The organism is Sphingomonas ginkgonis (genome assembly GCF_003970925.1).
Lineage (GTDB): Bacteria > Pseudomonadota > Alphaproteobacteria > Sphingomonadales > Sphingomonadaceae > Sphingomicrobium > Sphingomicrobium ginkgonis.
The window spans coordinates 1234868-1256415 of record NZ_RWJF01000001.1; the positions used below are offsets into that span (position 1 = coordinate 1234868).

The following is a 21548-nucleotide window of genomic DNA, read 5'->3' on the forward strand; positions in this document are numbered from 1 at the left end:
GCACCCGTGACTTCCCGCGCCCCCCTCGTCATCGCCGTCGACGGCCCCGCCGCCAGCGGCAAGGGCACCGTCGCCCGGGCGCTCGCCGCCCATTTCGACCTGCCGCACCTCGATACCGGCCTGCTCTACCGCGGCGTCGCGCTGGCCCTGCTACGCTGGGGCGGCGACCCCGACAGCGAGTTCGCGGCCCTCCGCGCCGCGCAGGAATTGAACCTCGACAGCGGCGATCCCGAGCTCCGCAGCGAGATGGTCGGCGGCATCGCCAGCCGCATCTCCGCCTATCCGGCGGTCCGTTCGGCGCTGCTCGAACGGCAGCAGGCGTTCGCCGGGCAGCCGGGCGGCGCAGTGCTCGACGGGCGCGATATCGGGACGGTCATCGCTCCCGATGCGCGGGTCAAGCTGTTCGTCACGGCCAGCGCCGAAGTCCGGGCCGAGCGCCGGCTGGCCGAGCTGGAGAAGCGCGGCCTTCCCGCGCACCTGCCCGACGTGCTGCTCGACATCCGCGCGCGCGACGAGCGCGACAGCCACCGCGCCGCCGCGCCGCTGCGCCAGGCCGAGGACGCCATCCTGCTCGACACCAGCGAGCTCGACATCGCCGCCGCCAAGGCGCGGGCAATCCAGCTCGCGGAGGCCGCCCTAGTCTGAAGTCCTCGGCGGCCCGAGCCAGCGATCGAATGGCTTGCCCAGTGGCCCCGCCGACCAGGCCAGCGCCTGGTAGAGCTTGAGCGATCGTCGCGCCCACGCCGTGTAAAGGCTGGTCCGCCCCGTCCGGTGCGCCAGCAGTGCCAGCCGATGGCTGTTGCGGGCGATCGCCGCACGCATCCGGTAGACGAGCTTGCGCCTGAGCGGCAGCTCGGCCGAGGGCGCAACCCGCTTGACCGGCCGAACCGGCCCGTCGCGCTCCCAGGTCAGGCGGTAGGCGAGACCCTCGCGACGGTGGCGGAGCCCGGCGGCCTGGGTCCTCGCGATATAGTCGGCATCCACTTCCTCCAGCACCAGCCGGCTCTCCTCGATGCCGCGGCGGAGCATGGCGTCGAACCCGCGCGAGCGGGCGATCACGACGTTGGTGCCGCGCCCGTCGGACGAGTGCGGCTCGACCCAGGCATCACCGAACGCGATATCCGCCGTCTCGCCGACCACGTCGTCGCAGCTGTCGCACGCCGGGTTCTGGAAGAAGCCCGCGCCCCAATCGCCGTCCGCGAGATTCCACCAGTCCTCGCCGCGCGCCGATCCGTCAGCAAGGTCGAGGTGCGCGCGGTACCAGTTGGCCGGCCGTCCTTCGTCCTTCAGCCGATAGTCGACAGCGCGAACCGCTTCCAGCGGCGCGCCCAGCTGCCAGGCGAAGCTCTCGACCAGCCGGGCGCTCTTCATGTGCCCGCAGAACAGGCCCAGTGTGTGGGTGATGCGCTGGGCCAGCAGCGGCTCGGCGCGGCGGGCGAGGTGGACCGCCTTGATAAAGCAGGGCACGCCGACGATCGCGTAGCGGCCGGGCGTCGCGCGGATCTGGCGCAGTACGCGGCTGAGTTCGACTGGATAGTAGCGCGACTTGGCGCCTTCCAGCAGCTGCTCGCGGCTACGGCTGATCTGATAGTCGAAGAAGCGGCCGGTCTCGGTCGGGTCGGTCGGGACGACATGCGCCACCCCGTCGACCACGCCCGAGGCGAGCAGATCCGCCGCGACCCAACTGACGAGACCGCCCGAGCTGCCCTGCGCGCGGAAGGGCGGCTCGGCGGCGGCACCGACCCAGGCGCTTTCAAAACGCCCGATCCGCCCGTCCGCGGAACGCGCTGCGGCGAAGCGGCTCCACGCCAGCAAGTCCTCGTTGGCGGCACCGGGCGAAAAGGGGCAGCGGCGGGCAAGATCGGCGCTGCGGCGATGGTACCAGCTGTCCGGCCCGTCGGGCTTGTACTGGCCGTAGCGGTCGAAGCGGACCACTGCCTCCGGCTCGACCGAGACGCAGCTGCCGCAGCCGATGCAAAGCGAGGAGCGGACCATGTCCGCCGGGCTGATCGCCGGCTCAGCCGAGCGCGGCGTCGAGATAGTCATGACCCTCCTGGCGGCGCTCGGCAATCCGCTCGCCGATGCGGCGATCGAGCGGGCTCAGCAGCAGCGCATCGAACTCGTCGTGGCCGATCCGCTCGTCGACCAGATGGCGCGCGGCGGCGAGGTCGGCGGTGAGGTCGTTGAGCTTGTTGCGGCGGTACTCGGTGGCAGTGGTGACGAACGGCTTGTCGTGCAGCAGCGCGAAGACGCAGCCGTGGAAGAAGTTGGTGGCAACACCCGCCGCTCCGGCGACCACCGCCGGGAAATCCATCGGCCCGGCGTCGACCCTCTGCTCGTCGGCCCAGTCGTTGCGGTAGCCGAAGCTCAGCACCCGCAGGCCGTGCCGGTCGGCGGCGGCGCGCACCGCGGCGGCGTACCAGTCGGGAAAGCTGTGGCCGTAGACCAGCAGATAGCCGCCACTCCCAACTGGCGCAGGCCGACCGAATTGAAGGACGGGATCGAGCACCATCGCCGGCTCGCGGCCGGTGCTCGCCGCCACTGCGCAGCGGCTGTTCTCGTCCCGGACGGAGAGGTGGTCGAACCGCTTCAGCCGTTCGGCGTAGTGGTCGGGTATGCCCCAGGCAGCATCGTGGTTGCCGAAGCTCGCGGCATAGCTGACCAGCCGCTCGGCCGGCAGCCCGACACCGGTGAAAATCGGCTTGCCGCCGTACCAGGGGTGGCGAAGGTTCCATACTTCGTCACTGCCGACCACCACCGTCTCGAACGGCTGCGCGCTGCCTGGGTCGTCGAGCCCGAAGCGTTCGGTCCGCGGCAGGTGGCGAAAGGCGTCGAGGAAGTTGCGGACCTTGGTCGCGTAGGCTCCGAAATGCGCGCGCCCGGTTGGTACCGGCAAGGTCGGCTGAAGCGCGCAGCGGTACTCCGCCAGCGTCACCCGCTCGCAATCATGGTCGAGCAGCGTGCCATGGAAGCCGCGCGCCTCTAGCCCGTCGACCATGCAGCGCGCCTGCCAGTAGGACCCGTAGTTGATGCACTTGTGAAAGGTGAGGACCCCCACCGACTTGCGACCCAGCATAAGCAGATGAATGCGGGTCGCACGGCGCGGTTCCCGCCAGTCGGGGTTGATCGGCTCCGAGATACGCCGACCCGAGGTGCGTCGCATTTCCGAGTCCGACCGCCGTGATCCTGAACGTCACTATCGGAAGTCGCGATCCACTTTCACGCGAAGGGCGAAGTTAGCGGGCGAGGTCATCAAAGCCGTACCGTCCTAACCGATTAGGTTGTCATGTCGCTTTAAGCTATGACCGCCCCGTGCGGTGTGTGGGAGCGGCGATGGTTCTCGTGGTGAGGTCGACGAATAGCGCAGACGTGCCGTTCCTTGCCTGGGCGATGCACGAATCGATGAAGCCGGTGACCGGCAAGGGCGTGTTCGATGATGCGCTCGATTGTACCGGCACGGCTCCCCTTGCGTTCCATGCGGCGCTGCTCCGCTGCGGCGCGAGCAATTGGGGCCGGCTCGAAGACTTCCTGTTGATCGAAGACGAAGTCGGTGCGCCGGTCGCGGCGATGAGTGCCTTCTCGAACATGCAGGACGATCTTCGGCCGCTGACCGCTAGCGGGTTCGAGCAGGTCTCGGCCGCGCTCGATTGGCCGGCGGAAGCGGCGCGCGGCTTCTGGCTTCGCTATGTCCGTTTGTTCGGATTCTTCGGCAAGGCGCCGCAGCTGGTCCACGCCGCCGATTATGTGCTCGAATATGCGGCGGTCCGGCCGGACTGCCGCGGGCAGGGCCACTATTCCCGGCTGCTCGCCGCCCATGGCCAGCGCGCCCGTTCGCTCGGCCATGGCGCGATGAGCTTCTCGGCGGTCATCGGCAACGATGTGGTGACCCGGCCTTTGCGCGAATTCGGCTTCCGCGAGGCCTACAAGGTGGGACCGGAGGTCTACCGCTTCATGTACCCGGGGATGATCCGCTACCGCTGCGAGCTGCCCGCGGACTGACCCGCAGGACGCCCGCTCAGAGGCAGGCCTCGAGATAGGGCTGGTCGAAGCCGAACTGCTTGGCCTTTTCCAGCGTGTAGGGCCTGAGGCCCATCGAGCGATATTCGCCGATGATCTTTCCGTCCGGGGTCTCGTCGAGATATTCGAACTTGAACAGCTCTTGGGTGACGATGACCTCGCCCTCCATGCCGATCACCTCGGTGACGTTGGTGGTGCGGCGCGAGCCGTCGCGGAGGCGCTTGACCTGAACGATGAGGTCGACCGAGTCCGCGATCTGGCGGCTGATCGCCTCCTTCGGGATCTTGATGTCGCCCATCATCACCATGTTCTCCATACGCGCGAGGCATTCGCGCGGGGAGTTGGAGTGGAGCGTGGCCATCGACCCGTCGTGACCCGTGTTCATCGCCGCCAGAAGATCGAAACACTCCTGGCCGCGAATCTCGCCGAGGATGATCCGGTCGGGGCGCATACGAAGGGCGTTGATGACGAGGTCGCGGATAGTGATCGCACCCTGGCCCTCGAGGTTGGGCGGACGGGTCTCGAGCGGGAGCCAGTGCGGCTGCTGAAGCCGGAGCTCGGCCGCGTCCTCGATGGTGATGACGCGCTCGCCCGGGTCGATCATCTTCGACAGGGCATTGAGCATGGTCGTCTTGCCCGAGCCGGTACCGCCCGAGATGACGATGTTGAAGCGGCAGGCGCCGGCGATCTTGAGCGCCGTCGCCATCTTCTCCGACATCGAACCGAAGCCGCGCATCATGTCGAGCGTGATCGGCTTTTCGGAGAATTTACGGATGGAGATGGCGGTCCCGCGCAGCGAGAGCGGCGGGATGATGACGTTGACGCGGCTTCCGTCGGGGAGGCGGGCGTCGGCGAGCGGGGTGGTCTGGTCGACGCGGCGGCCGACCTTGTTCACGATCCGCTGCGCGATCTGGAACAGATGCTCCTCGTCGCGGAACTGGATGGAGGCGATCTCCAGCTTGCCCTTGCGTTCGACGAAGGTCTGGTCGGGTCCGTTGACCATGATGTCGCTGACCGCCGGATCGCTCAAGAGCTCCTCCAGCGGCCCGAGGCCGAGCAGTTCGTCGACGAGCACCTTCTCCAGCGCGAACTGCTCGCGCCTATTGAGGGTGATCTTCAGCTCTGCCAGCACCTCGCCGATGATCGGGCGGAACTCTTCGGCGAGCTCGTCCTTGCCGAGCGTCGCCGCCGCTTCCGGGTCGACCCGCTCGAGCAGGCGCGGAAGCACCTGTTCCTTGATCTTGTGGACCGAGGCCTCGAAGCCTTCGGCCTTGTTCGACGCGCGCTCGCCGCTGGCGTTCTGGCGATCGTTGAGCCGGTCCATTGCGCCCGTGGGGCCGACCGGCATGCTCGGCATGGAGGCGGCTGGCTCGGGCGCCGGTGCCGCGTCCTCCAGCGGCGGGAACTGGTCGCCCCCGCTGCCGCCCTTCATGGGACGGGCGACGCCGAAGCTCGGTCGACCACCGCCGCCCACCCCGTTGCGCTTGCCGAAAGCGTTCATTCCGATCCGATCCCGTTCAATCTGGTCGATGCTCTGCCGGGAGCTAAGCGGGAATGTTTGATTAATTGCTAACTCTAATCAGCCGCGGACCGGAACCGGTCGGCTTCGGTGCTCGCGGCATGGCCCCATTAACCACGTCCTAACCCGTGCGCGCGAGAAGACGGCGGGCAGTTGAGGGCGAACATGGCGATAATGGCGAGCGAGGAGGGGGTGATCGGCGGCACGCGGCCGACCCTTACCCTTGCCGGGCCGCGTCTGCTGCTGGCAACCGCCTTCGCGTTGGCCCTGGCGGCGCGGCTCGCCGCGGGATGGACCCTTCCGCTGTGGTTCGACGAAAGCTTCACCGCGACGATCGCGGCGCAACCGGACTTTGCCGGCCTTCTTCGCTGGTGCCTGTCGGAGCTGACCGGGCCGGCCTTCTACATGGGCATGTGGGGCTGGGCGAAGCTCGCCGGGACGAGCGATGCCGCGCTCCGCCTGCCGCCGCTGCTCTTCTCGTTCGGCGCCCCGCTGCTGATCGCTTGGAAGGGGCACGAGCGGCTGAACATCCGCTGCTTCTGGGCGGCAGCCTGCCTGCTGTGGCTGCCGATGCTGGCGATGGCGAGCGAGGCGCGCTCCTATCCCCAGCTCTTCTTCCTTTCCGCCGCGCAGGCGATCGCCTTTCGCCGCCTGCTGCACCGGCCAAATCGGAATGCCGCGCTTCTCTGGTCGACGCTGACCGCGCTGGCGGTCCTCACGCACTACTACAGCCTGCTGGTCAGCGGGCTTGAGGCGCTGGCGATCCTGGCGACACAGCGGCGGCGCTGGATGGCGCTGCTTCCCGCCGCGCTGCCGCTGCTGGCGGCGGCAGCGTGGATGCTGTTTCACCTGAGCTTCGTGCTGTTCTTCGCCGTCGGCCTGTTCGGCCACTACAATCCGGTGCCACCTGCGGCGATGGTGCTGCTGCCGGTTTGGGTGCTCGGCATGGGGCCGCAGTCCCTTGTCCTTCCGGCCGCCCTGGTTTTGACCAGTCGCGAGTGGCGGGCAGCCGCGCTCCGGCAAAGTCCCGAGGCCCTGCTGGTATGGTGCGCGGTCGCTGCGATCGCGCTGCTCGCGCTGTCGAGCCTGTTCCGCCCGACGCTGATGCCGCGCTATCTCACCCCCGCCATGCCGGGACTGATGTTCGGAGTCGCGCTGTGGGCGGACCGCTTATGGCCGCGCTCGCGCGCGATCGTGCTGGCGGTCTATGCGAGCCTCGCAAGCGCGCTTCTGCTGGCGTTACTGTTAGGGCCTGACGATATCCGGTTCCGCGAACGCCGCCACTTCGAGCTGGAGACCGCCTCGCGCTGGCTAGTCGAGGGCGGCCCTGAACGCCTCTACTTTCTCTGGTCGACGCCGACGGGCGCGCTGAGCGCGCAGGGGCAGGGGATCGAAAACCTCCGCCAGGTTGCAGGCTTCGAGTTCGCGCGGAGCGGCCGACCGGTCGACGTGCGGCTGGTCGACTGGACGGGTGAACGCAACCGGATGCTGGTTACAGCCGCCCGCGGGGATCCGGCGGCGGCGCTGCTGTGGGTGTCCGACAATCGCCTGCCCGACGGCGTGAGGCCGGCGGTCGAGCAGCTCGACCCGACCTGGACCTGCCGTGATTTCGGGGGCGAGGGGATCCTCGTCTACGCCTGTCGCCGGCGCGCCGGCGGGTGAGCGCTACTCGGCGCTCTCGGCGAGAACCGTGAGCCCATTGTCGCCGACTTCGGCGAACCCGCCGCTGACGCGGAGGGTCTGGGGCTGCGAGCCCTGGGTGCGGTAGATGGCCAGGTTGCCGTCCTTGAGGGTGGTCATGTAGGGCGCGTGCCCGGCGAGCACGCCTTCCTCGCCCTCGCTGCCGGGGACGACGACCATGTAGACGTCCTCGCTGCGGACCAGCTTCTCGGGGGTCACCAGCTCGAAGTGGAGGTCAGCCATTGTTCGTCACTTTCTCGATCGCGGCGTCGAAGGCGCGGTTCGCGGCTTCGAACTTGTCCCGGCAACCCGGGTTGCAGAAACCGACGACCTGTCCCCGGTAGGTGGTGAGCGAATCCTCACTCACCGGCTTGCCCGACCAGGGGCAGGTCTCGTTAAGCGGCTTGGGCTTCAAGCGGCTCAGGCCTCCTGAGCCATCTTCTCGGCCTTCTCGACCGCCTCGTCGATCCCGCCGACCATGTAGAAGGCCGCTTCCGGGAGGTGGTCATACTCGCCGGCGACGACCGCCTTGAACGAGCGGACCGTGTCCTCGACCTGCACGAACTTGCCGCTGATGCCGGTGAAGACCTCGGCGACGTGGAACGGCTGCGACAGGAAGCGCTGGATCTTGCGGGCGCGGCTGACGGTGAGCTTATCCTCTTCCGACAGCTCGTCCATGCCGAGGATGGCGATGATGTCCTGCAGCGACTTGTACTTCTGCAGGATCTCCTGGACGGCGCGGGCGGTCTCGTAATGCTCCTGGCCGACGACCGACGGGGTCAGCACGCGACTGACCGAGTCGAGCGGGTCGACCGCCGGGTAGATGCCGAGCTCCGAGATGGCGCGCGACAGCGTCGTGGTCGCATCCAAGTGGGCGAAGCTGGTCGCCGGGGCCGGGTCGGTCAGATCGTCCGCGGGGACGTAGATCGCCTGCACCGAGGTGATCGAGCCCTTGTTGGTCGAGGTGATCCGCTCCTGCAGCTGGCCCATGTCGGTGGCGAGCGTCGGCTGATAGCCGACGGCCGAGGGGATGCGGCCGAGCAGCGCCGACACTTCAGAGCCGGCCTGGGTGAAGCGGAAGATGTTGTCGACGAAGAAGAGCACGTCCTGCCCTTCCTGGTCGCGAAAATATTCGGCCTGGGTGAGGCCCGACAGCGCGACGCGGGCACGGGCTCCCGGCGGCTCGTTCATCTGGCCGAACACCAGCGCGACCTTGGAGCCTTCCGGCGTGGGGTTGCCCTCGGCGTCCTTAGCGATGACGCCTGCGTCGAGGAACTCGTGGTAGAGGTCATTGCCCTCGCGGGTCCGCTCGCCGACGCCGGCGAACACGCTGACGCCGCCGTGGCCCTTGGCGATGTTGTTGATCAGTTCCTGGATGAGCACGGTCTTGCCTACGCCGGCGCCGCCGAACAGGCCGATCTTGCCGCCCTTGGCGTAGGGGGCGAGGAGGTCGATGACCTTGATCCCGGTGACGAGAATGGCGGCCTCGGTCGACTGGTCGACGAAGGGCGGCGCGCTGGCGTGGATCGGGGCGGAGAGGTCGCTACCGATCGGGCCGCGCTCGTCGATCGGCTCGCCGACCACGTTCATGATTCGGCCGAGGGTCTTGGGGCCAACGGGGACGCGGATCTGCGAGCCGGTCGAGTTTACCGTCTGGCCGCGGGTCAGGCCTTCGGTCGAGTCCATCGCGATGGTGCGGACCATGTTCTCGCCGAGGTGCTGGGCGACTTCGAGGACGAGGCGGTTGCCGCCATTGTCGGTCTCGAGCGCGCCGAGGATCGGCGGCAGCTCGCCGTCGAACGCGACGTCGACGACCGCGCCGATGACCTGCGCGACGCGGCCGACGAGGTTGCTCGTCTGCGGGTTGTTGAGGGTGTCAGCGGCGGTGGCCATGGTGTCTTCCTTGCCTTCTCGAATGTCCTAGAGCGCTTCGGCGCCGGAGATGATTTCCACCAGCTCGGTCGTGATCGCGGCCTGGCGCTGGCGGTTGTACTGGATGGTGAGGCGGTTGATCATGTCGCCGGCGTTGCGGGTCGCATTGTCCATCGCGGTCATCTGCGAGCCGTAGAAGCCGGCCTGGTTCTCGAGCAAGGCGCGATAGATCTGGATCGCGACGTTGCGCGGGAGGAGATCGGCGAGGATCGATTCCTCGTCGGGCTCATACTCGATCGCGGCGGAGGCGGCGGTATTCGCCGCAGCGTCGCTGGTGGCTGGCACGACCGGGATGATCTGGTCGACCGTCGGCTCCTGCGCGAGCACCGACTTGAAGTTGGAATAGGCGAGGTGGGCGACGTCGAACTGTCCGCCGAGGAAGCGCTCGGTGATGTCCTCGGCGATCGCCTGGGCGTTGGCATAGGCCGGGTTCTTCATGTCGCCGGTGTCGTACTGGCCGACGATCGCCTTGGGATAGAAGCGCTGGATCACCGGCCGGCCCTTGCGGCCGACGAGGTAGAAATGGACGGTCTTGCCCTGCGCGATCAGCGCGTCCGCCTTGCGGCGGACGGCGCGGACGATGTTGGTGTTGAATGCGCCGGCGAGGCCGCGGTCGCCGGTGGCGACGATGATCAGGTGGGTCTGGTCCTGCCCCGACCCGGCGATCAGCCTGGGCGACTGCGGGCCAACGGTGATGCGCGAGGCGAGGCTGGAGACGACCGTCGACAGCCGCTGCGCATAGGGGCGCGCGGCTTCGGCGTTCGACTGCGCGCGGCGCAGCTTCGCCGCGGCGACCATCTTCATCGCCTTGGTGATCTTCTGCGTCGACTTCACCGAGCCGATGCGGATCTTGAGGGCTTTCAGCGATGCCAACTCAGTTAACCCTTCAAACCGTCATGCTGAACCTGGTTCAGCACCCATTTTCCGACCTGCTTCGCCGCTCCGCCATGGGTCCTGAAACAAGTTCAGGATGACGGAGGTGCGCGTTAGGCGAATTCCCGTCCGAACGTCGTCAGCGCGTCCTTGAGCGCCGCTGCCGTCTCGTCGTCGAGCGCCTTGGTGTCGCGGATCTTGGCGAGCACTTCCGGCTTGTCCGAGCGCAAATAGCTCAGCATCGCCGCCTCGTAGCGGGTGACGTCGGCGGTCGGGACCGTGTCGATGAAACCCTGCGTTCCGGCGAAGATGGACGCGACCTGCTCCTCGATCGGCATCGGCGAATATTGCGGCTGCTTCAGCAGCTCGGTCAGGCGCGCGCCGCGGGCCAGCAGGCGCTGGGTCGAGGCGTCGAGGTCGGAGCCGAACTGGGCGAAGGCGGCCATTTCACGATACTGGGCGAGCTCGAGCTTGATCGAGCCGGCGACCTTCTTCATCGCCTTGGTCTGCGCCGAGGAGCCGACGCGCGACACCGAGAGGCCGACGTTGATGGCCGGGCGGATGCCTTGGTAGAAGAGGTCGGTCTCGAGGAAGATCTGGCCGTCGGTGATCGAGATGACGTTGGTCGGGATGTAGGCCGACACGTCGCCCGCCTGGGTCTCGATGATCGGCAGCGCGGTCAGCGAGCCGTTGCCATTCTCGTCGTTCATCTTCGCGGCGCGCTCGAGCAGGCGGCTGTGGAGATAGAAGACGTCGCCCGGATAGGCCTCGCGGCCCGGCGGACGACGGAGCAGCAGCGACATCTGGCGATACGCAACAGCCTGCTTCGAGAGATCGTCGTAGACGATGACCGCGTGCATGCCGTTGTCGCGGAAATATTCGCCCATCGCGCAGCCGGCGTAGGGGGCGAGGAACTGCAGCGGGGCGGGCTCCGAGGCGGTCGCGGCGACGACGATCGAATATTCCATCGCGCCGTTTTCCTCGAGCGCGCGGACGATCTGCGCGACGGTCGAGCGCTTCTGCCCGACGGCGACGTAGATGCAGTAGAGCTTTTGGTTCTCGTCGGTGCCGGCGTTCGCCTGCTTCTGGTTGATGAAGGTGTCGAGCGCGACGGCGGTCTTGCCGGTCTGGCGGTCGCCGATGATCAGCTCGCGCTGGCCGCGACCGACCGGGACGAGCGCGTCGAGCGCCTTCAGGCCCGTCTGCACCGGCTCGTGAACCGACTTCCTCGGGATGATGCCCGGCGCCTTGACCTCGACCCGGCGGCGCTCGGTGGCGTCGATCGGGCCCTTGCCGTCGATCGGGTTGCCGAGCGCGTCGACGACGCGGCCGAGCAGGCCCTTGCCGACGGGCACGTCGACGATGGTGCCGGTGCGCTTGACGGTCGATGCCTCCTTGATCCCGCTGTCCGAGCCGAAGATCACGACGCCGACATTGTCGGCCTCGAGGTTGAGCGCCATGCCCTGCACGCCGCCCTCGAATTCGACCATCTCGCCGGCCTGGACATTGTCGAGGCCGTGGACGCGGGCGATGCCGTCGCCGACCGAGAGGACCTGACCGATTTCGGAGACCTGAGCGTCGGCGTCGAAGTTCGCGATCTGGTCGCGGATGACGCGCGAGATTTCAGCGGCGCGGATGTCCATTGCTTAGCCTTTCATCGCCGTGGCGAGGGTGTTGAGTTTGGTCCGGATCGAGACGTCGATCATCTGGCTTCCCAGCCGGACGACGATTCCGCCGAGGATGGAGGGATCGACGCGGGCGTCGATCATGACGTCGCGGCCGGCGCGGGCGCGAAGCTGCTGCTTGAGCTGGGCGACCTGTTCGTCGTCGAGCGGGCGGGCCGAGACGACCTCGGCGGTGGTCTCGCCGCGATGGTCGGCCGACAGCCGCGTGAACAGACGGATGACCTCGCCGAGCTGCGACAGACGGCCGTTCTTGGCGAGGACGCCGAGGAATCGGGTGGTGATGGGATCGAGCTGGAGCTGCGCCGACGCGGCCTCAATCGCCTTGCCGGCATTGACCCGGCCGATCAGCGGCGAGCTGACGACGGTCCGAAGGTCGGCCGATTCGCCGAGCGTCTGGCGGACCGTGTCGAGGCTGCGCGACACGGCGTCGATCTGCCGTTCGTCGCGGGCCAGATCGAACAGCGCCGACGCATAGCGTCCCGCTAAGCTGGCCCGAATGCCGCCGGATGTCTCCACGCGCAAAAAGCTCCGAATTGATGTGCGTAGCGGGGCGCCGCAGCCCTCTCGGACCGCCCGCCCCCGCAGGGTTGGCGCGCCCGTAGCAGGGGGCCCGAAGCGATGCAAGAAGCCGCGCGCCGAGGGCGGCCGAAGGGACGAGGACGTGGCCTCGGGGCGACTCTACAGCGTACGGCTGAGAAAGCGCGTGAACTCGCTGTCAGGATAGGTGCCGAACGGCGGGCAAGGAGTGAAGCCTTCGCGCTGGTAGAGCCGCAGGGCGGGGGCAAAGGCGCCGGTCGAACCGGTTTCGAGGCTGAGCCGGGTCATGCCGCTCGCCCGAGCGGCGGCCATGAGGTGCGCGAGCAGCGCCGAGCCGACCCCGCGGCCGAGCGCGGCCGGGGCGGTGCGCATCGACTTCACCTCGCCATGGTCGAGCGCCATCCGCTTGAGCGCGCCCACCCCGAGCAGCCGACCCTCCTCGCGCAGGGTGAAGAGGCGGATCGCCGGGTCGTGCAGCGCGTCGGCGGGAAGCACGTGGCAGGCGTCGGGCGGCGAGCCATCGCGCATTGCGGCGAAGTGGAAGGCCAGGAGCTTGGCGACGTCGGGGCGGTCCAGCTCGCCCTCGTGGATCGTCCAGCCGGTTTGAGCGCAAGCCATGGGAAGCGCGACCTAGGGCCAAGGCCTATGGTAGGTCCATGCTGATGCGAACAATTGACGAGGACGCCGCCTGGGCGGCCTTCGAAGCGCGAGACCGGGCGCAAGACGGCGCGTTCATCGGGGCCGTCACCACGACCGGGATCTACTGCAAGCCGAGCTGCCCGGCACGGCGGCCCCGGCGCGAGAACGTCCGCTTCTTCGCCGACGCGGCGACGGCGCGCGCCGCCGGGTTCCGGCCCTGCCTGCGCTGCCGCCCGGACGAGGTGGGCCGCGACCGACAGGCGGTCGCCGCGGCCGTCCGGCTGATCGAGGAAGCGGAGGAAGCACCCACGCTCGAGGCGATCGCCGCCGCGGTCGGCTATGCCCCGCACCATTTCCAGCGCCTGTTCAGCCGCGAGATCGGCCTCTCTCCCGCCGCCTATGCCCGCGCGTTCCGGGCGCGCCGCGCCGAGCAGGCGCTGCGCGGAGCGGAGCGGGTGACCGACGCCATTTACGATAGCGGCTATGCGGCGCCGAGCCGTTTCTATGCCGATGCGAAGGAGAGACTGGGCATGACTCCATCCGCCTGGATCGACGGCGGGCGCGGCGCGACCGTGCGCTGGACCCGGTCCGACACCGATCTCGGTCCGCTGCTCGTCGCCGCGACCGACAAGGGCATCTGCCGGCTGACGTTCGACGAGGACGAGGCGGTGCTCGTGCGGCTGTTCCCGAACGCCGAGGTTTGCCGCGACGACGGCGGGCTGGCCGGACTGGTCGCCGGAATCGTCGCCGCGATCGAGACTCCCGCGAGCGCCCCCGAGCTGCCGATCGACGTCCGCGGAACCGCCTTCCAGGAGCGGGTCTGGGCCGAGCTTCGGCGCATCCCTCCGGGCGAGACGCGCAGCTACGCCGACATCGCCGCCGCCCTCGGCGCACCCACCGCAACGCGGGCGGTCGGCACCGCAAACGGGCAGAATCCCGTGGCCGTTCTGGTGCCCTGCCACCGCGTGATTCGAGCGGACGGTACGCTCGGCGGCTATGCGGGCGGGCTCGAACGCAAGCGAAAGCTGTTAACCGCCGAGGGCGTAGATCTGCGGGAGGACGCCAAGGTTCCTCTGAATGATCGCTAGTTCGAGTCGGTTCGTCGTAAAGCTGGTTACGGTCACCTTTGCTTTACCTTTCAGGCCGATGAGCATCCCATCCAACCGATCCGGGGGGATGGGAAATGCTTTTCAATTACCGTGTTGCCGCGCTCGCGGCAGCGGCCGTCGCGGCCGCAAGCCTTTCTTCCGGCGCGGCCGTGGCCATGCCGATGTTCACCAGCGCCTCGGTCCCCGACCGGCTGCTGGCGCAGCAGAACGCCGCTCGCGGCGCCTTGGGCGTCGGGCCGATGCAGTGGGACGCGTCGCTTGCCGCCGCCGCCGCCGGCTACGCCGCGGAACTCGCGCGCACCGGCCGCTGGGGCCACTCCGACCGCTCCGCGCGGCCGGGGCAGGGCGAGAATCTCTGGATGGGCACGCGCGGTGCGTTCAGCCCCGAGCAGATGGTCGGCGGCTGGCTGTCCGAGGGCCGCTTCTTCCGCGCCGGCAACTTCCCGGCGGTGAGCCGTACCGGCAACTGGGAAGATGTCGGCCACTACAGCCAGATCCTGTGGCGCGGGACGACGCACATCGGGTGCGCGATCCGCTCGTCGCAGGACTATGACTATCTGGTGTGCCGCTATTCGCCGCCAGGCAACGTCGACACGCTTCCAGTCTACTGAGCGCTCAGTACACCCAGTCGCTCTCGGGCGGCTCAAGGGTCGCGAGGAAACGCGCCGCCTGATCCCGGTAGGCCGCGCGCTTCTCCTCGCTCATCCGGTCCCACGTCGCATAAGGGTTGCGCAGCCGGCGGTTAGGGCCGAGCCGCTCTCGATTGCGGTCGAGGAAATCCCAGTAGAGCGAGTTGAACGGGCAGGCGCGCGGCCCGACCTTCTTCTTCACGTCGTAGACGCAGTGCGCGCAATAATCGCTCATCCGGTCGATGTAGGCGCCGCTCGCCGCATATGGCTTCGAGGCCATCCGTCCGCCGTCGGCGTGCTGGCTCATCCCGATCACGTTGGGCATCTCGACCCATTCATAGGCGTCGGCGTAGACGACGAGGTACCAGTCGCTGACCTCCGCCGGATCGATCCCCGCCAGCATCGCGAAGTTGCCGAGCACCATCAGCCGCTGGATGTGGTGCGCGAAGCCATTGTCGCGGGTGATCCCGATGCACTCGGCAAGGCATTTCATGTCCGTCTCGCCGGACCAGTAGAAGCCCGGCAGCTTGCGCCGCGCCTCGAGGAAGTTGCGCTCGCGGTAGCCCTCGCCCTCCCACCAGTAGATGCCGCGGACATATTCGCGCCAGCCGATGACCTGGCGAATGAAGCCCTCGACCGCGTTGAGCGGTGCGCGGCCGGCGCGGTACTCGGCCTCGGCGCGGCGGCAGACCTCGAGCGGGTCGAGCAGCCCTAGGTTGATCGAGGTGGAGACCAGCGCGTGGTTCATCGTCACCTCGCCGATCAGCATCGCGTCCTGAGTCGCGCCGAAGCGGGGCAGGCGCTGACTTAGGAAATCGGACAAGGCATATTCCGCCTCGTCGGCGGTGACCGGCCACTCGAACCCCTCGAGCGTCCCGAAGTGCGAGCCGAAGCGGTCCTCGACCAGCTCGATCACCTCGCGGGTGATCACGTCCTTCTGGAACCGCGGGCGGTCGGGGAAGTCGGTCCCGGGCGGGGCGGCGTCGCGGTTGTCGGCGTCATAGTTCCACCGCTCGCCCTCGGGCTTGCCGTCCGCACTCATTAGAAGCCCGGTGCGCCGGCGCATGTCGCGGTAGAAATATTCCATGGTGAGCTCGCGCCGCGCGCCGGCCCAGTCCAGGAACTCCTCGATCGAGCAGAGGAAGCGGGTGTCGGGCAGCAGGCGGACTGGGACAGCAAAGCGTCCTTCCCAGCTCCGCTGCATGGCGAGCACGCGCCGCTCGCCCGCCTCGACGGTGCGGATCGCGCTCGCGCGATGGCGCTTCACCGCGCGCTCGACCTCGCCGGTGAAGCTGCCGCTGTTGCCGGGATCGTCGAGCTTCACATAGTCGACGGCGAAGCCACGCCGGCGGAGTTCCTCCGCGAAGTGCCGCATCGCCGAGAAGATCAGCGCGATCTTCTGCTTGTGGTGCTTGACGTACTGGGTCTCGTCCCAGACCTCCATCATCAGCACGATCGTGTCGGCGGGCTCGACCCCGACGAGGCTGGGGAGCTGGTGGCTGAGCTGGTCGCCCAGCACGGGAACGAGAACAGGCATACGGCCCGCTCAACGCATCAGGTTGCTAAAGGAAACTATAAGGGTCGACGTCGACCGCGACGCGGACCTTCGCGCTCCATTCGACGGTCCCGAGCCAGTCGCGGATGACGTCCTGCACGTCGAGCTTGCGCGCGGCGTGGACCAGCAGCCTCTGGCGGTGGCGGCCGCGGAGCATGGCGAGCGGGGCGGGAGCGGGGCCGAACACCGCCATTCCCTCTACCTCGGGCGCGGCTTGGCCGATCCGGCGGGCGACGCCCTCCGCCTCCTGCGCGTCCTCGGCCGAGACGATGATCGCCGCCAGCCGCCCGAACGGCGGCATCGCTGCCTCTCGGCGGGCCTCGGTCTCGGCGGCGTAGAAGCCGGGCGCGTCGCCGGCGATCAGTGCGGCGATGACCGGCGCGTCCGGGTCATGGGTCTGGATCAGGACACGCCCCGGCTTCTCGCCGCGCCCGGCGCGCCCGGCGACCTGGCTGATCTGCTGGAAGCTGCGCTCCGCCGCGCGAAGGTCGCCACCCTGGAGCCCGAGGTCGGCGTCGACCACCCCGACGAGGGTCAGGTTGGGGAAATGATAGCCCTTGGTGACGAGCTGGGTGCCGATGACGATGTCGATCTCGTGCGCTTCCATCGCGCGGACGAACTCGGCGGCGCGCTGGGGCGACCAGATGGTGTCGGAGGTGACGATCGCGGTCCGCGCCTCGGGGAAGAGCGCGGCGACCTCGTCGGCGATCCGCTCCACCCCCGGCCCGCAGGCGACCAGGCTGTCCTGCTCGCCGCACTCGGGGCATTCCTGGGGCGGCGGGATCACCAGCCCGCAATGATGGCAGGCGAGCCGGTGCATCAGCCGGTGCTCAACCATCCATGCGGTGCAGTTGGGGCACTGGAAGCGATGGCCGCAATGGCGGCAGAGGGTTAGCGGCGCAAAGCCGCGACGATTAAGGAAGAGCAGGCTCTGCTCGCCCGCTTCGAGATTGGCCTCGAGCTCCGCGACGAGGCTCGGCGCGAGCCAGCGTCCGCGCGGCGGCGGGTCCTTGGTTAGGTCGACGGCGCGAAGCTCGGGCAGGCGGGCGCCGGCGAAGCGGATCGGCAGCTGGACCTCGCGGTAGCGGCCGATCTCGACCATGTGGCGGGTTTCGACGGCCGGAGTGGCGGAGGAGAGGATGACGGGCACGTCCTCGAAATGGCCGCGCATCACCGCCACGTCGCGGGCATGGTACTGGACCCCGTCCTCCTGCTTGAACGAGGGCTCGTGCGCCTCGTCGACGACGATCAGCCCGAGGTTCGCGTAGGGGAGGAAGAGGGCTGAGCGGGCGCCGACGGTGACGCTCGCCTCGCCGCTGGCTATCCCGCGCCAGGTCCGGCGCCGCTGGGAAGAGCGGAGGTCGCTGTGCCAAGCGGCCGGAGCGCAGCCAAACCGCGCCTGAAACCGCTTCAGGAAGGGCTCGGTGAGCGCGATCTCGGGAAGGAGGACAAGCGCCTGCTTCCCGTGGCGCAGGCACTCGGCGATCGCCTCGAAATAGACCTCGGTCTTGCCCGAGCCAGTGACGCCGTCGAGCAGCGCGGGGTCGAAGCCCTTGCCGATCGCGCCGGCGAGGCTGGCCGCCGCTTGGGCCTGGTCGGGCGAGAGGGTGGGCGGCGCGAAGTCGGGGTCGGGACAGTCGAGCGGCCGGTCGGCCTCGACCGCCACTGCTTCAAGCGCACCGGCGTTGACCAGTCCGCGCAACACCGCGTCACTGACCTCGGCGTGGTCGGCGAGCTCGCGGATCGTACCCTGCCGTCCTTCCAGCCGCTCGAGCGCCTGCATGCGCTGCGGGGTAAGGCGGGGCGGGACCTGCCCGGTCGGACGATATTCGGTGAGCTGGCGCGGGCCGGCCAGCGCGCTCGACGAGGGCAGGACCATCCTGAGCACCGCGGCGAGCGGGCTGAGGTAATAGTCGGCGGTCCATTCGCACAGGCGGCGCAGCGGAGCGCGGACCGGTGGAACGTCGATCAGCCCGGCGAGCGGACGGAGCCGGTTGTCGCCGACTTCCTCGGTCGGCAGTCGCTCGGCCTCCCACGCGACCCCGATCAGCTGGCGCGGGCCGAGCGGTGCGACGACCACGCTGCCGGGCTCGACCGCGAGCCCCTCCGGCACGCGATAGTCGAGCGGCCCGAGCGCGGCATTCAAGGTAACGACACGGCAGCGAGGGAGAGGCATTTGCGCCGTCTTTGGGGGTCGGCAGCCAAGGGCGCAAGGTCCGGCCGCACGGCGGCCTAGAGCGGCGCGCCGGTCACCCCGCTGACCATGCCCGGCACCCAGAACTGCACGGCGAAGTAGAAGCTGGCGGTCAGCACGAAGGCGCTGGCGGTGACCAGCACCGCCGCCGCTCCGGCCTTCAGCGCCGAGTGCGGGGCCATCCGGCGGGTGCGGATGAAAAGCTCGGCGACAACGAGGTTGGGCAGGTAGAAGAAGAAGTCCATGAAATAGTCGAACGGGCCGCGGAACAAGTGGGTGTGACCGACCTTGCCGGCGATCATGAACCAGAAGCCATAGTCGATCCGGAACAGCCAGGACCCGACCACCAGCGAGAAGAGCCGGATCGCCCATGCCCGGTGCCGTTCGAACCGGCGCGCCTGCGCTTCCGTATAGGCCTTGACCGAGCAGAGCGTGACGAGCACGCCATAGCCCGCCAGTCCGACGTTCATCACCGGACCGCCGATCGTGCCCGCGACTAGAATGAAGACCAGCCCGCCTACCCCGGCGATGCCCGCGGCAGCGACATAGATCCGCCCGAGCCAGCGGTGAAGCGCGGGATACGCGCGCCGGATGCTGCCCATCAGCTGGAGCGGCCCGAGGATCAGCAACAGCCCGCCAGCGAGAAAGTGCACGCCGATACCGGCCGTCGCCGACGGCGCGTTCGCAGGATGGAGGAAGTCGAGCGACTCGTTCCAGCGGTCGAGCGTCCCGTGCAACGCCGTGCCGCCGAAGAAGAGCAGCATGTAGAGGCCGAAGACCGCCCCGCTCGCCCACACCGAACCGGCAAGGGTCCAGCCGGACCAGCGCACGACCCGGTCGATCAAGGGAACCGAAGTCCCGGACGTTCCGCTGCTCAGCGGTTCAGCGACGCTTACCATGACCCGAGTTCAAGTCAGAACCGGACCGGCGTCAAATGAAATCGAAGCGGCTAGACCTGCGCGTTACTTGCCGCGCTTCTTCCGATGGCTGTCGAGATCCAGAACCGCGAACTCGTCGTCTTCGCGGAGCAGCCCAAGCCGGCGGGCGACTTCCTGATAGGCCTCGGCCTCGCCGCCCAGATCCTGGCGGAAGCGGTCCTTGTCGAGCTTCTCGTTCGACTTCATGTCCCACAGCCGGCAGCCGTCGGGGCTAATCTCGTCGGCGAGGATGATGCGGCTGTAGTCGCCGTCCCACACCCGCCCGAACTCGAGCTTGAAGTCGACCAGCCGGATCCCGATCGCCGCGAACATGCCGCACATGAAGTCGTTCACGCGGATCGCCATGTCGGCGATGTCGTTCATCTCGTCCTGGCTGGCCCAGCCGAAGCAGGCGATGTGCTCGTCTGCGATCATCGGGTCGCCGAGCGCATCGTCCTTGTAGTAGTATTCGATGATCGTGCGGGGCAGCTGCGTGCCTTCCTCGATCCCGAGCCGCTTGGACAGCGAGCCCGCCGCCACGTTGCGGATCACCACCTCGATCGGCACGATCTCGCACTGGCGAATGAGCTGCTCGCGCATGTTCAGCCGGCGGATGAAGTGCGTGGGGACGCCGATCGTCGCCAGCGAGGTGAAGATATGCTCGCTGATCCGGTTGTTGAGCACGCCCTTGCCGCTGATCGTGCCGCGCTTCTGCGCGTTGAAGGCGGTCGCGTCGTCCTTGAAATACTGGATCAGCGTGCCCGGCTCCGGACCCTCGTAGAGGATCTTGGCCTTGCCCTCGTAGATCTGGCGGCGACGAGCCATCGGCGACACTGCTCCCAATCGCGTCGAAACAAAGACCCCGGCCGAAGCTCTGCGTGAAGTCGAGCCAGGACCGGGGTGGCCGCGCTATAGGCGAGGGAGGCTGCAAGGGCAATCGGAAGCGGTGTCGCTCACGCCACCCGGCGCCACTCCGGTTTGCGGGGCCGGGGCTCGGGCCGGCTCCACGGCGCGGCGAACTGGATGCGGTGCAGCGCGCGGAAGCTTTCCGCCAGACTGGCGACCAGCCGCAGCGCCGCGGCGTTGAGCTGCTGGCGGGCCTCGCGATAGTTCCGGTCGAAGATTTCGTCGATCATCTCGTCTCTCCTTCTCGTCCGCATCGAGGCAGCCGCAACCGGTCCGAACCGGCATCGCGCCGGGCCGCCGATCATCAGCTGAGCTGGTCGGCTGCTGCTCTCCTCATCTACGCTCCCGACGTGCTGACGGCCAATCAAAGGCTCGACACACCCGATAAGCTGGGCTTATCAGCTGGGTTGATGAGGCAGCTGCCGTCCCTAGCCGCCGTGCGGGTGTTCGAGGCCGCCGCTCGGCTTGAGAACTTCACCGCCGCCGCCAACGAGCTGGGGATGACCCAGGCGGCGGTCAGCTATCAGGTGAAGAGCCTCGAGGAGCGGCTCGGCGCGCCGCTGTTCGTCCGCGAGCGCGGGCGAGCCCGCCTGTCGGCGCTTGGCCGCCAGCTCCAGCCGGCACTGACCCAGGCGCTGGACGCGATCGAGGCGGCCTTTGCGGTCACTCGCGCCGAGGACGAGGCGACGCTCACCGTCGCGACCACCCAGACCTTCGCCAACAGCTGGCTGGCGTGGCGGCTCGGCGGCTTCCAGGTGGCGCACCCCGACCTCGCGGTGCGGCTGACCACCGGCGACCGCATGCTCGACCTCGGCGCCGGGGAGGCCGACGTGTCGATCCGCTCGGGTCTCGGCGACTGGCCGCGGCTGGAGGCGCACCGGCTGATGAACATCGACTTCACGCCGATGGCCGGCCCGCGCTTCCTCGCCCAGGTCGAGGCCGAACTGGGGCGCCCGCTGCAGCCCGGCGACCTTGCCGAGCTGCCGCTGATCTCGCCCGAAGACCCGTGGTGGGACAGCTGGTTCGCCGCCGCCGGAGTAGCGCCGGGCGAGCGGCGGCGAGGCGGCGGGCTGCGCCTCGACAGCCAGGCCAACGAGGGTCATGCGGCAATGGGTGGTCGCGGCTTCGCGTTGCTGACCCCCGTCTTCTGGACCAACGACATCGCCGAAGGCCGGCTGGTCCAGCCGTTCGCGACGCTCGGCACGCGCGGCTTCGCCTATTGGCTCTGCTACCCGCCCGAGCGGCGCACCGTCGCCAAGGTGCGGCGCTTCCGCGACTGGCTGCTCGCCCGCTTCGACGAGGAGCGGAGCCGCTGACGACCGGCCGCTGAACATGCGCCGCCCCGCTTCGTTGTCA

Annotated in this window: 21 protein-coding genes; 6 read left to right on the plus strand and 15 right to left on the minus strand. The window is 68.6% G+C overall.

Annotated features, from left to right (window positions below; all coding sequences use genetic code 11):
- Nucleotides 1–6: 6 nt before the first annotated feature.
- Complete coding sequence (cmk, locus tag HMF7854_RS05925; protein ID WP_126718247.1) at nucleotides 7–645, plus strand: (d)CMP kinase; 639 nt, start codon at nucleotides 7–9, stop codon at nucleotides 643–645.
- On the opposite strand, the gene HMF7854_RS05930 is transcribed toward cmk, so the two are convergent.
- Together HMF7854_RS05930 and HMF7854_RS05935 are read right to left on the minus strand one after the other, a co-directional pair.
- Complete coding sequence (locus tag HMF7854_RS05930) at nucleotides 637–2046, minus strand: Coenzyme F420 hydrogenase/dehydrogenase, beta subunit C-terminal domain (protein ID WP_126718248.1); 1410 nt, start codon at nucleotides 2044–2046, stop codon at nucleotides 637–639. The genes cmk and HMF7854_RS05930 overlap by 9 nt on opposite strands.
- On the minus strand, nucleotides 2018–3076 hold the full coding sequence (locus HMF7854_RS05935) for a polysaccharide pyruvyl transferase family protein (RefSeq protein WP_126718249.1): 1059 nt from the start codon (nucleotides 3074–3076) through the stop codon (nucleotides 2018–2020). Before HMF7854_RS05935 ends, HMF7854_RS05930 begins: the two co-directional genes overlap by 29 nt.
- Nucleotides 3077–3390: 314 nt before the next feature.
- On the opposite strand from HMF7854_RS05935, the gene HMF7854_RS05940 reads away from it, so the two are divergent.
- Nucleotides 3391–3999, plus strand: a complete 609-nt coding sequence (locus HMF7854_RS05940) for a hypothetical protein (RefSeq protein WP_126718250.1) — start codon at nucleotides 3391–3393, stop codon at nucleotides 3997–3999.
- A gap of 16 nt (nucleotides 4000–4015) precedes the next feature.
- Here the strand turns inward: HMF7854_RS05940 and HMF7854_RS05945 are convergent, their stop codons facing one another.
- Complete coding sequence (locus HMF7854_RS05945; protein ID WP_126718251.1) at nucleotides 4016–5518, minus strand: TadA family conjugal transfer-associated ATPase; 1503 nt, start codon at nucleotides 5516–5518, stop codon at nucleotides 4016–4018.
- Between the two features lie 192 nt (nucleotides 5519–5710).
- On the opposite strand from HMF7854_RS05945, the gene HMF7854_RS05950 reads away from it, so the two are divergent.
- On the plus strand, nucleotides 5711–7198 hold the full coding sequence (locus HMF7854_RS05950) for a hypothetical protein (protein ID WP_126718252.1): 1488 nt from the start codon (nucleotides 5711–5713) through the stop codon (nucleotides 7196–7198).
- Between the two features lie 3 nt (nucleotides 7199–7201).
- On the opposite strand, the gene HMF7854_RS05955 is transcribed toward HMF7854_RS05950, so the two are convergent.
- From HMF7854_RS05955 to HMF7854_RS05985, 7 genes are all read right to left on the minus strand, one after another.
- Nucleotides 7202–7459 carry an ATP synthase F1 subunit epsilon gene (locus tag HMF7854_RS05955; RefSeq protein WP_126718253.1) on the minus strand — a complete coding sequence of 86 codons (258 nt, stop codon included), beginning with the start codon at nucleotides 7457–7459 and terminating at the stop codon, nucleotides 7202–7204.
- Nucleotides 7452–7631, minus strand: coding sequence for an eL24 family ribosomal protein (locus tag HMF7854_RS05960; RefSeq protein ID WP_239016861.1), 180 nt, complete (start codon nucleotides 7629–7631; stop codon nucleotides 7452–7454). Before HMF7854_RS05960 ends, HMF7854_RS05955 begins: the two co-directional genes overlap by 8 nt.
- A 5-nt stretch (nucleotides 7632–7636) precedes the next feature.
- A complete protein-coding gene (gene atpD / locus HMF7854_RS05965; RefSeq protein WP_126718255.1) occupies nucleotides 7637–9109 on the minus strand; it encodes a F0F1 ATP synthase subunit beta in 1473 nt (490 codons plus the stop codon).
- Nucleotides 9110–9136: 27 nt separating this feature from the next.
- On the minus strand, nucleotides 9137–10021 hold the full coding sequence (locus HMF7854_RS05970; RefSeq protein WP_126718256.1) for a F0F1 ATP synthase subunit gamma: 885 nt from the start codon (nucleotides 10019–10021) through the stop codon (nucleotides 9137–9139).
- A 113-nt stretch (nucleotides 10022–10134) separates the two neighbouring features.
- Nucleotides 10135–11664, minus strand: a complete 1530-nt coding sequence (gene atpA / locus HMF7854_RS05975; protein WP_126718257.1) for a F0F1 ATP synthase subunit alpha — start codon at nucleotides 11662–11664, stop codon at nucleotides 10135–10137.
- A 3-nt stretch (nucleotides 11665–11667) separates the two neighbouring features.
- Nucleotides 11668–12222 (minus strand): F0F1 ATP synthase subunit delta, encoded by a 555-nt coding sequence (locus HMF7854_RS05980; protein WP_126718258.1) that lies wholly within the window; start codon nucleotides 12220–12222, stop codon nucleotides 11668–11670.
- A 162-nt stretch (nucleotides 12223–12384) separates the two neighbouring features.
- Complete coding sequence (locus tag HMF7854_RS05985) at nucleotides 12385–12861, minus strand: GNAT family N-acetyltransferase (protein ID WP_239016862.1); 477 nt, start codon at nucleotides 12859–12861, stop codon at nucleotides 12385–12387.
- Nucleotides 12862–12905: 44 nt separating this feature from the next.
- On the opposite strand from HMF7854_RS05985, the gene ada reads away from it, so the two are divergent.
- Both ada and HMF7854_RS05995 read left to right on the plus strand, forming a co-directional pair.
- Nucleotides 12906–13970, plus strand: coding sequence for a bifunctional DNA-binding transcriptional regulator/O6-methylguanine-DNA methyltransferase Ada (gene ada, locus HMF7854_RS05990; RefSeq protein WP_185829178.1), 1065 nt, complete (start codon nucleotides 12906–12908; stop codon nucleotides 13968–13970).
- A gap of 176 nt (nucleotides 13971–14146) precedes the next feature.
- The gene (locus tag HMF7854_RS05995) at nucleotides 14147–14602 is read left to right on the plus strand and encodes a CAP domain-containing protein (protein WP_239017024.1); all 456 of its coding nucleotides are present in this window, start codon (nucleotides 14147–14149) and stop codon (nucleotides 14600–14602) included.
- 4 nt (nucleotides 14603–14606) lie between these two features.
- Here the strand turns inward: HMF7854_RS05995 and HMF7854_RS06000 are convergent, their stop codons facing one another.
- The 5 genes from HMF7854_RS06000 to HMF7854_RS06020 all read right to left on the minus strand — a co-directional run bounded on the left by HMF7854_RS06000 (nucleotide 14607) and on the right by HMF7854_RS06020 (nucleotide 20422).
- Nucleotides 14607–16157, minus strand: a complete 1551-nt coding sequence (locus HMF7854_RS06000; protein ID WP_126718261.1) for a cryptochrome/photolyase family protein — start codon at nucleotides 16155–16157, stop codon at nucleotides 14607–14609.
- Nucleotides 16158–16182: 25 nt separating this feature from the next.
- The gene (locus HMF7854_RS06005) at nucleotides 16183–18351 is read right to left on the minus strand and encodes a primosomal protein N' (RefSeq protein WP_126718262.1); all 2169 of its coding nucleotides are present in this window, start codon (nucleotides 18349–18351) and stop codon (nucleotides 16183–16185) included.
- A gap of 56 nt (nucleotides 18352–18407) precedes the next feature.
- Complete coding sequence (locus tag HMF7854_RS06010) at nucleotides 18408–19268, minus strand: DUF2306 domain-containing protein (protein WP_126718263.1); 861 nt, start codon at nucleotides 19266–19268, stop codon at nucleotides 18408–18410.
- 63 nt (nucleotides 19269–19331) lie between these two features.
- The gene (gene purC, locus HMF7854_RS06015) at nucleotides 19332–20111 is read right to left on the minus strand and encodes a phosphoribosylaminoimidazolesuccinocarboxamide synthase (RefSeq protein WP_126718264.1); all 780 of its coding nucleotides are present in this window, start codon (nucleotides 20109–20111) and stop codon (nucleotides 19332–19334) included.
- A 128-nt stretch (nucleotides 20112–20239) separates the two neighbouring features.
- On the minus strand, nucleotides 20240–20422 hold the full coding sequence (locus HMF7854_RS06020) for a hypothetical protein (protein WP_126718265.1): 183 nt from the start codon (nucleotides 20420–20422) through the stop codon (nucleotides 20240–20242).
- Between the two features lie 180 nt (nucleotides 20423–20602).
- Here HMF7854_RS06020 and HMF7854_RS06025 point away from each other — a divergent pair, with 180 nt between their 5' ends.
- Nucleotides 20603–21508, plus strand: coding sequence for a LysR substrate-binding domain-containing protein (locus HMF7854_RS06025; RefSeq protein ID WP_185829180.1), 906 nt, complete (start codon nucleotides 20603–20605; stop codon nucleotides 21506–21508).
- Nucleotides 21509–21548 lie beyond the last annotated feature (40 nt).

Coding starts and splice junctions, on each gene's coding strand:
- HMF7854_RS05930 (WP_126718248.1), bottom strand. CDS start 2,046: ATGACTATCTCGACGCCGCGCTCGGCTGAGCCGGCGATCAGCCCGGCG.
- HMF7854_RS05935 (WP_126718249.1), bottom strand. CDS start 3,076: ATGCTGGGTCGCAAGTCGGTGGGGGTCCTCACCTTTCACAAGTGCATC.
- HMF7854_RS05940 (WP_126718250.1), top strand. CDS start 3,391: ATGCACGAATCGATGAAGCCGGTGACCGGCAAGGGCGTGTTCGATGAT.
- HMF7854_RS05945 (WP_126718251.1), bottom strand. CDS start 5,518: ATGAACGCTTTCGGCAAGCGCAACGGGGTGGGCGGCGGTGGTCGACCG.
- HMF7854_RS05950 (WP_126718252.1), top strand. CDS start 5,711: ATGGCGAGCGAGGAGGGGGTGATCGGCGGCACGCGGCCGACCCTTACC.
- HMF7854_RS05955 (WP_126718253.1), bottom strand. CDS start 7,459: ATGGCTGACCTCCACTTCGAGCTGGTGACCCCCGAGAAGCTGGTCCGC.
- atpD (WP_126718255.1), bottom strand. CDS start 9,109: ATGGCCACCGCCGCTGACACCCTCAACAACCCGCAGACGAGCAACCTC.
- atpA (WP_126718257.1), bottom strand. CDS start 11,664: ATGGACATCCGCGCCGCTGAAATCTCGCGCGTCATCCGCGACCAGATC.
- HMF7854_RS05985 (WP_239016862.1), bottom strand. CDS start 12,861: ATGGCTTGCGCTCAAACCGGCTGGACGATCCACGAGGGCGAGCTGGAC.
- ada (WP_185829178.1), top strand. CDS start 12,906: ATGCGAACAATTGACGAGGACGCCGCCTGGGCGGCCTTCGAAGCGCGA.
- HMF7854_RS05995 (WP_239017024.1), top strand. CDS start 14,147: ATGCCGATGTTCACCAGCGCCTCGGTCCCCGACCGGCTGCTGGCGCAG.
- HMF7854_RS06000 (WP_126718261.1), bottom strand. CDS start 16,157: ATGCCTGTTCTCGTTCCCGTGCTGGGCGACCAGCTCAGCCACCAGCTC.
- HMF7854_RS06005 (WP_126718262.1), bottom strand. CDS start 18,351: ATGCCTCTCCCTCGCTGCCGTGTCGTTACCTTGAATGCCGCGCTCGGG.
- HMF7854_RS06010 (WP_126718263.1), bottom strand. CDS start 19,268: ATGGTAAGCGTCGCTGAACCGCTGAGCAGCGGAACGTCCGGGACTTCG.
- purC (WP_126718264.1), bottom strand. CDS start 20,111: ATGGCTCGTCGCCGCCAGATCTACGAGGGCAAGGCCAAGATCCTCTAC.
- HMF7854_RS06020 (WP_126718265.1), bottom strand. CDS start 20,422: ATGATCGACGAAATCTTCGACCGGAACTATCGCGAGGCCCGCCAGCAG.
- HMF7854_RS06025 (WP_185829180.1), top strand. CDS start 20,603: ATGAGGCAGCTGCCGTCCCTAGCCGCCGTGCGGGTGTTCGAGGCCGCC.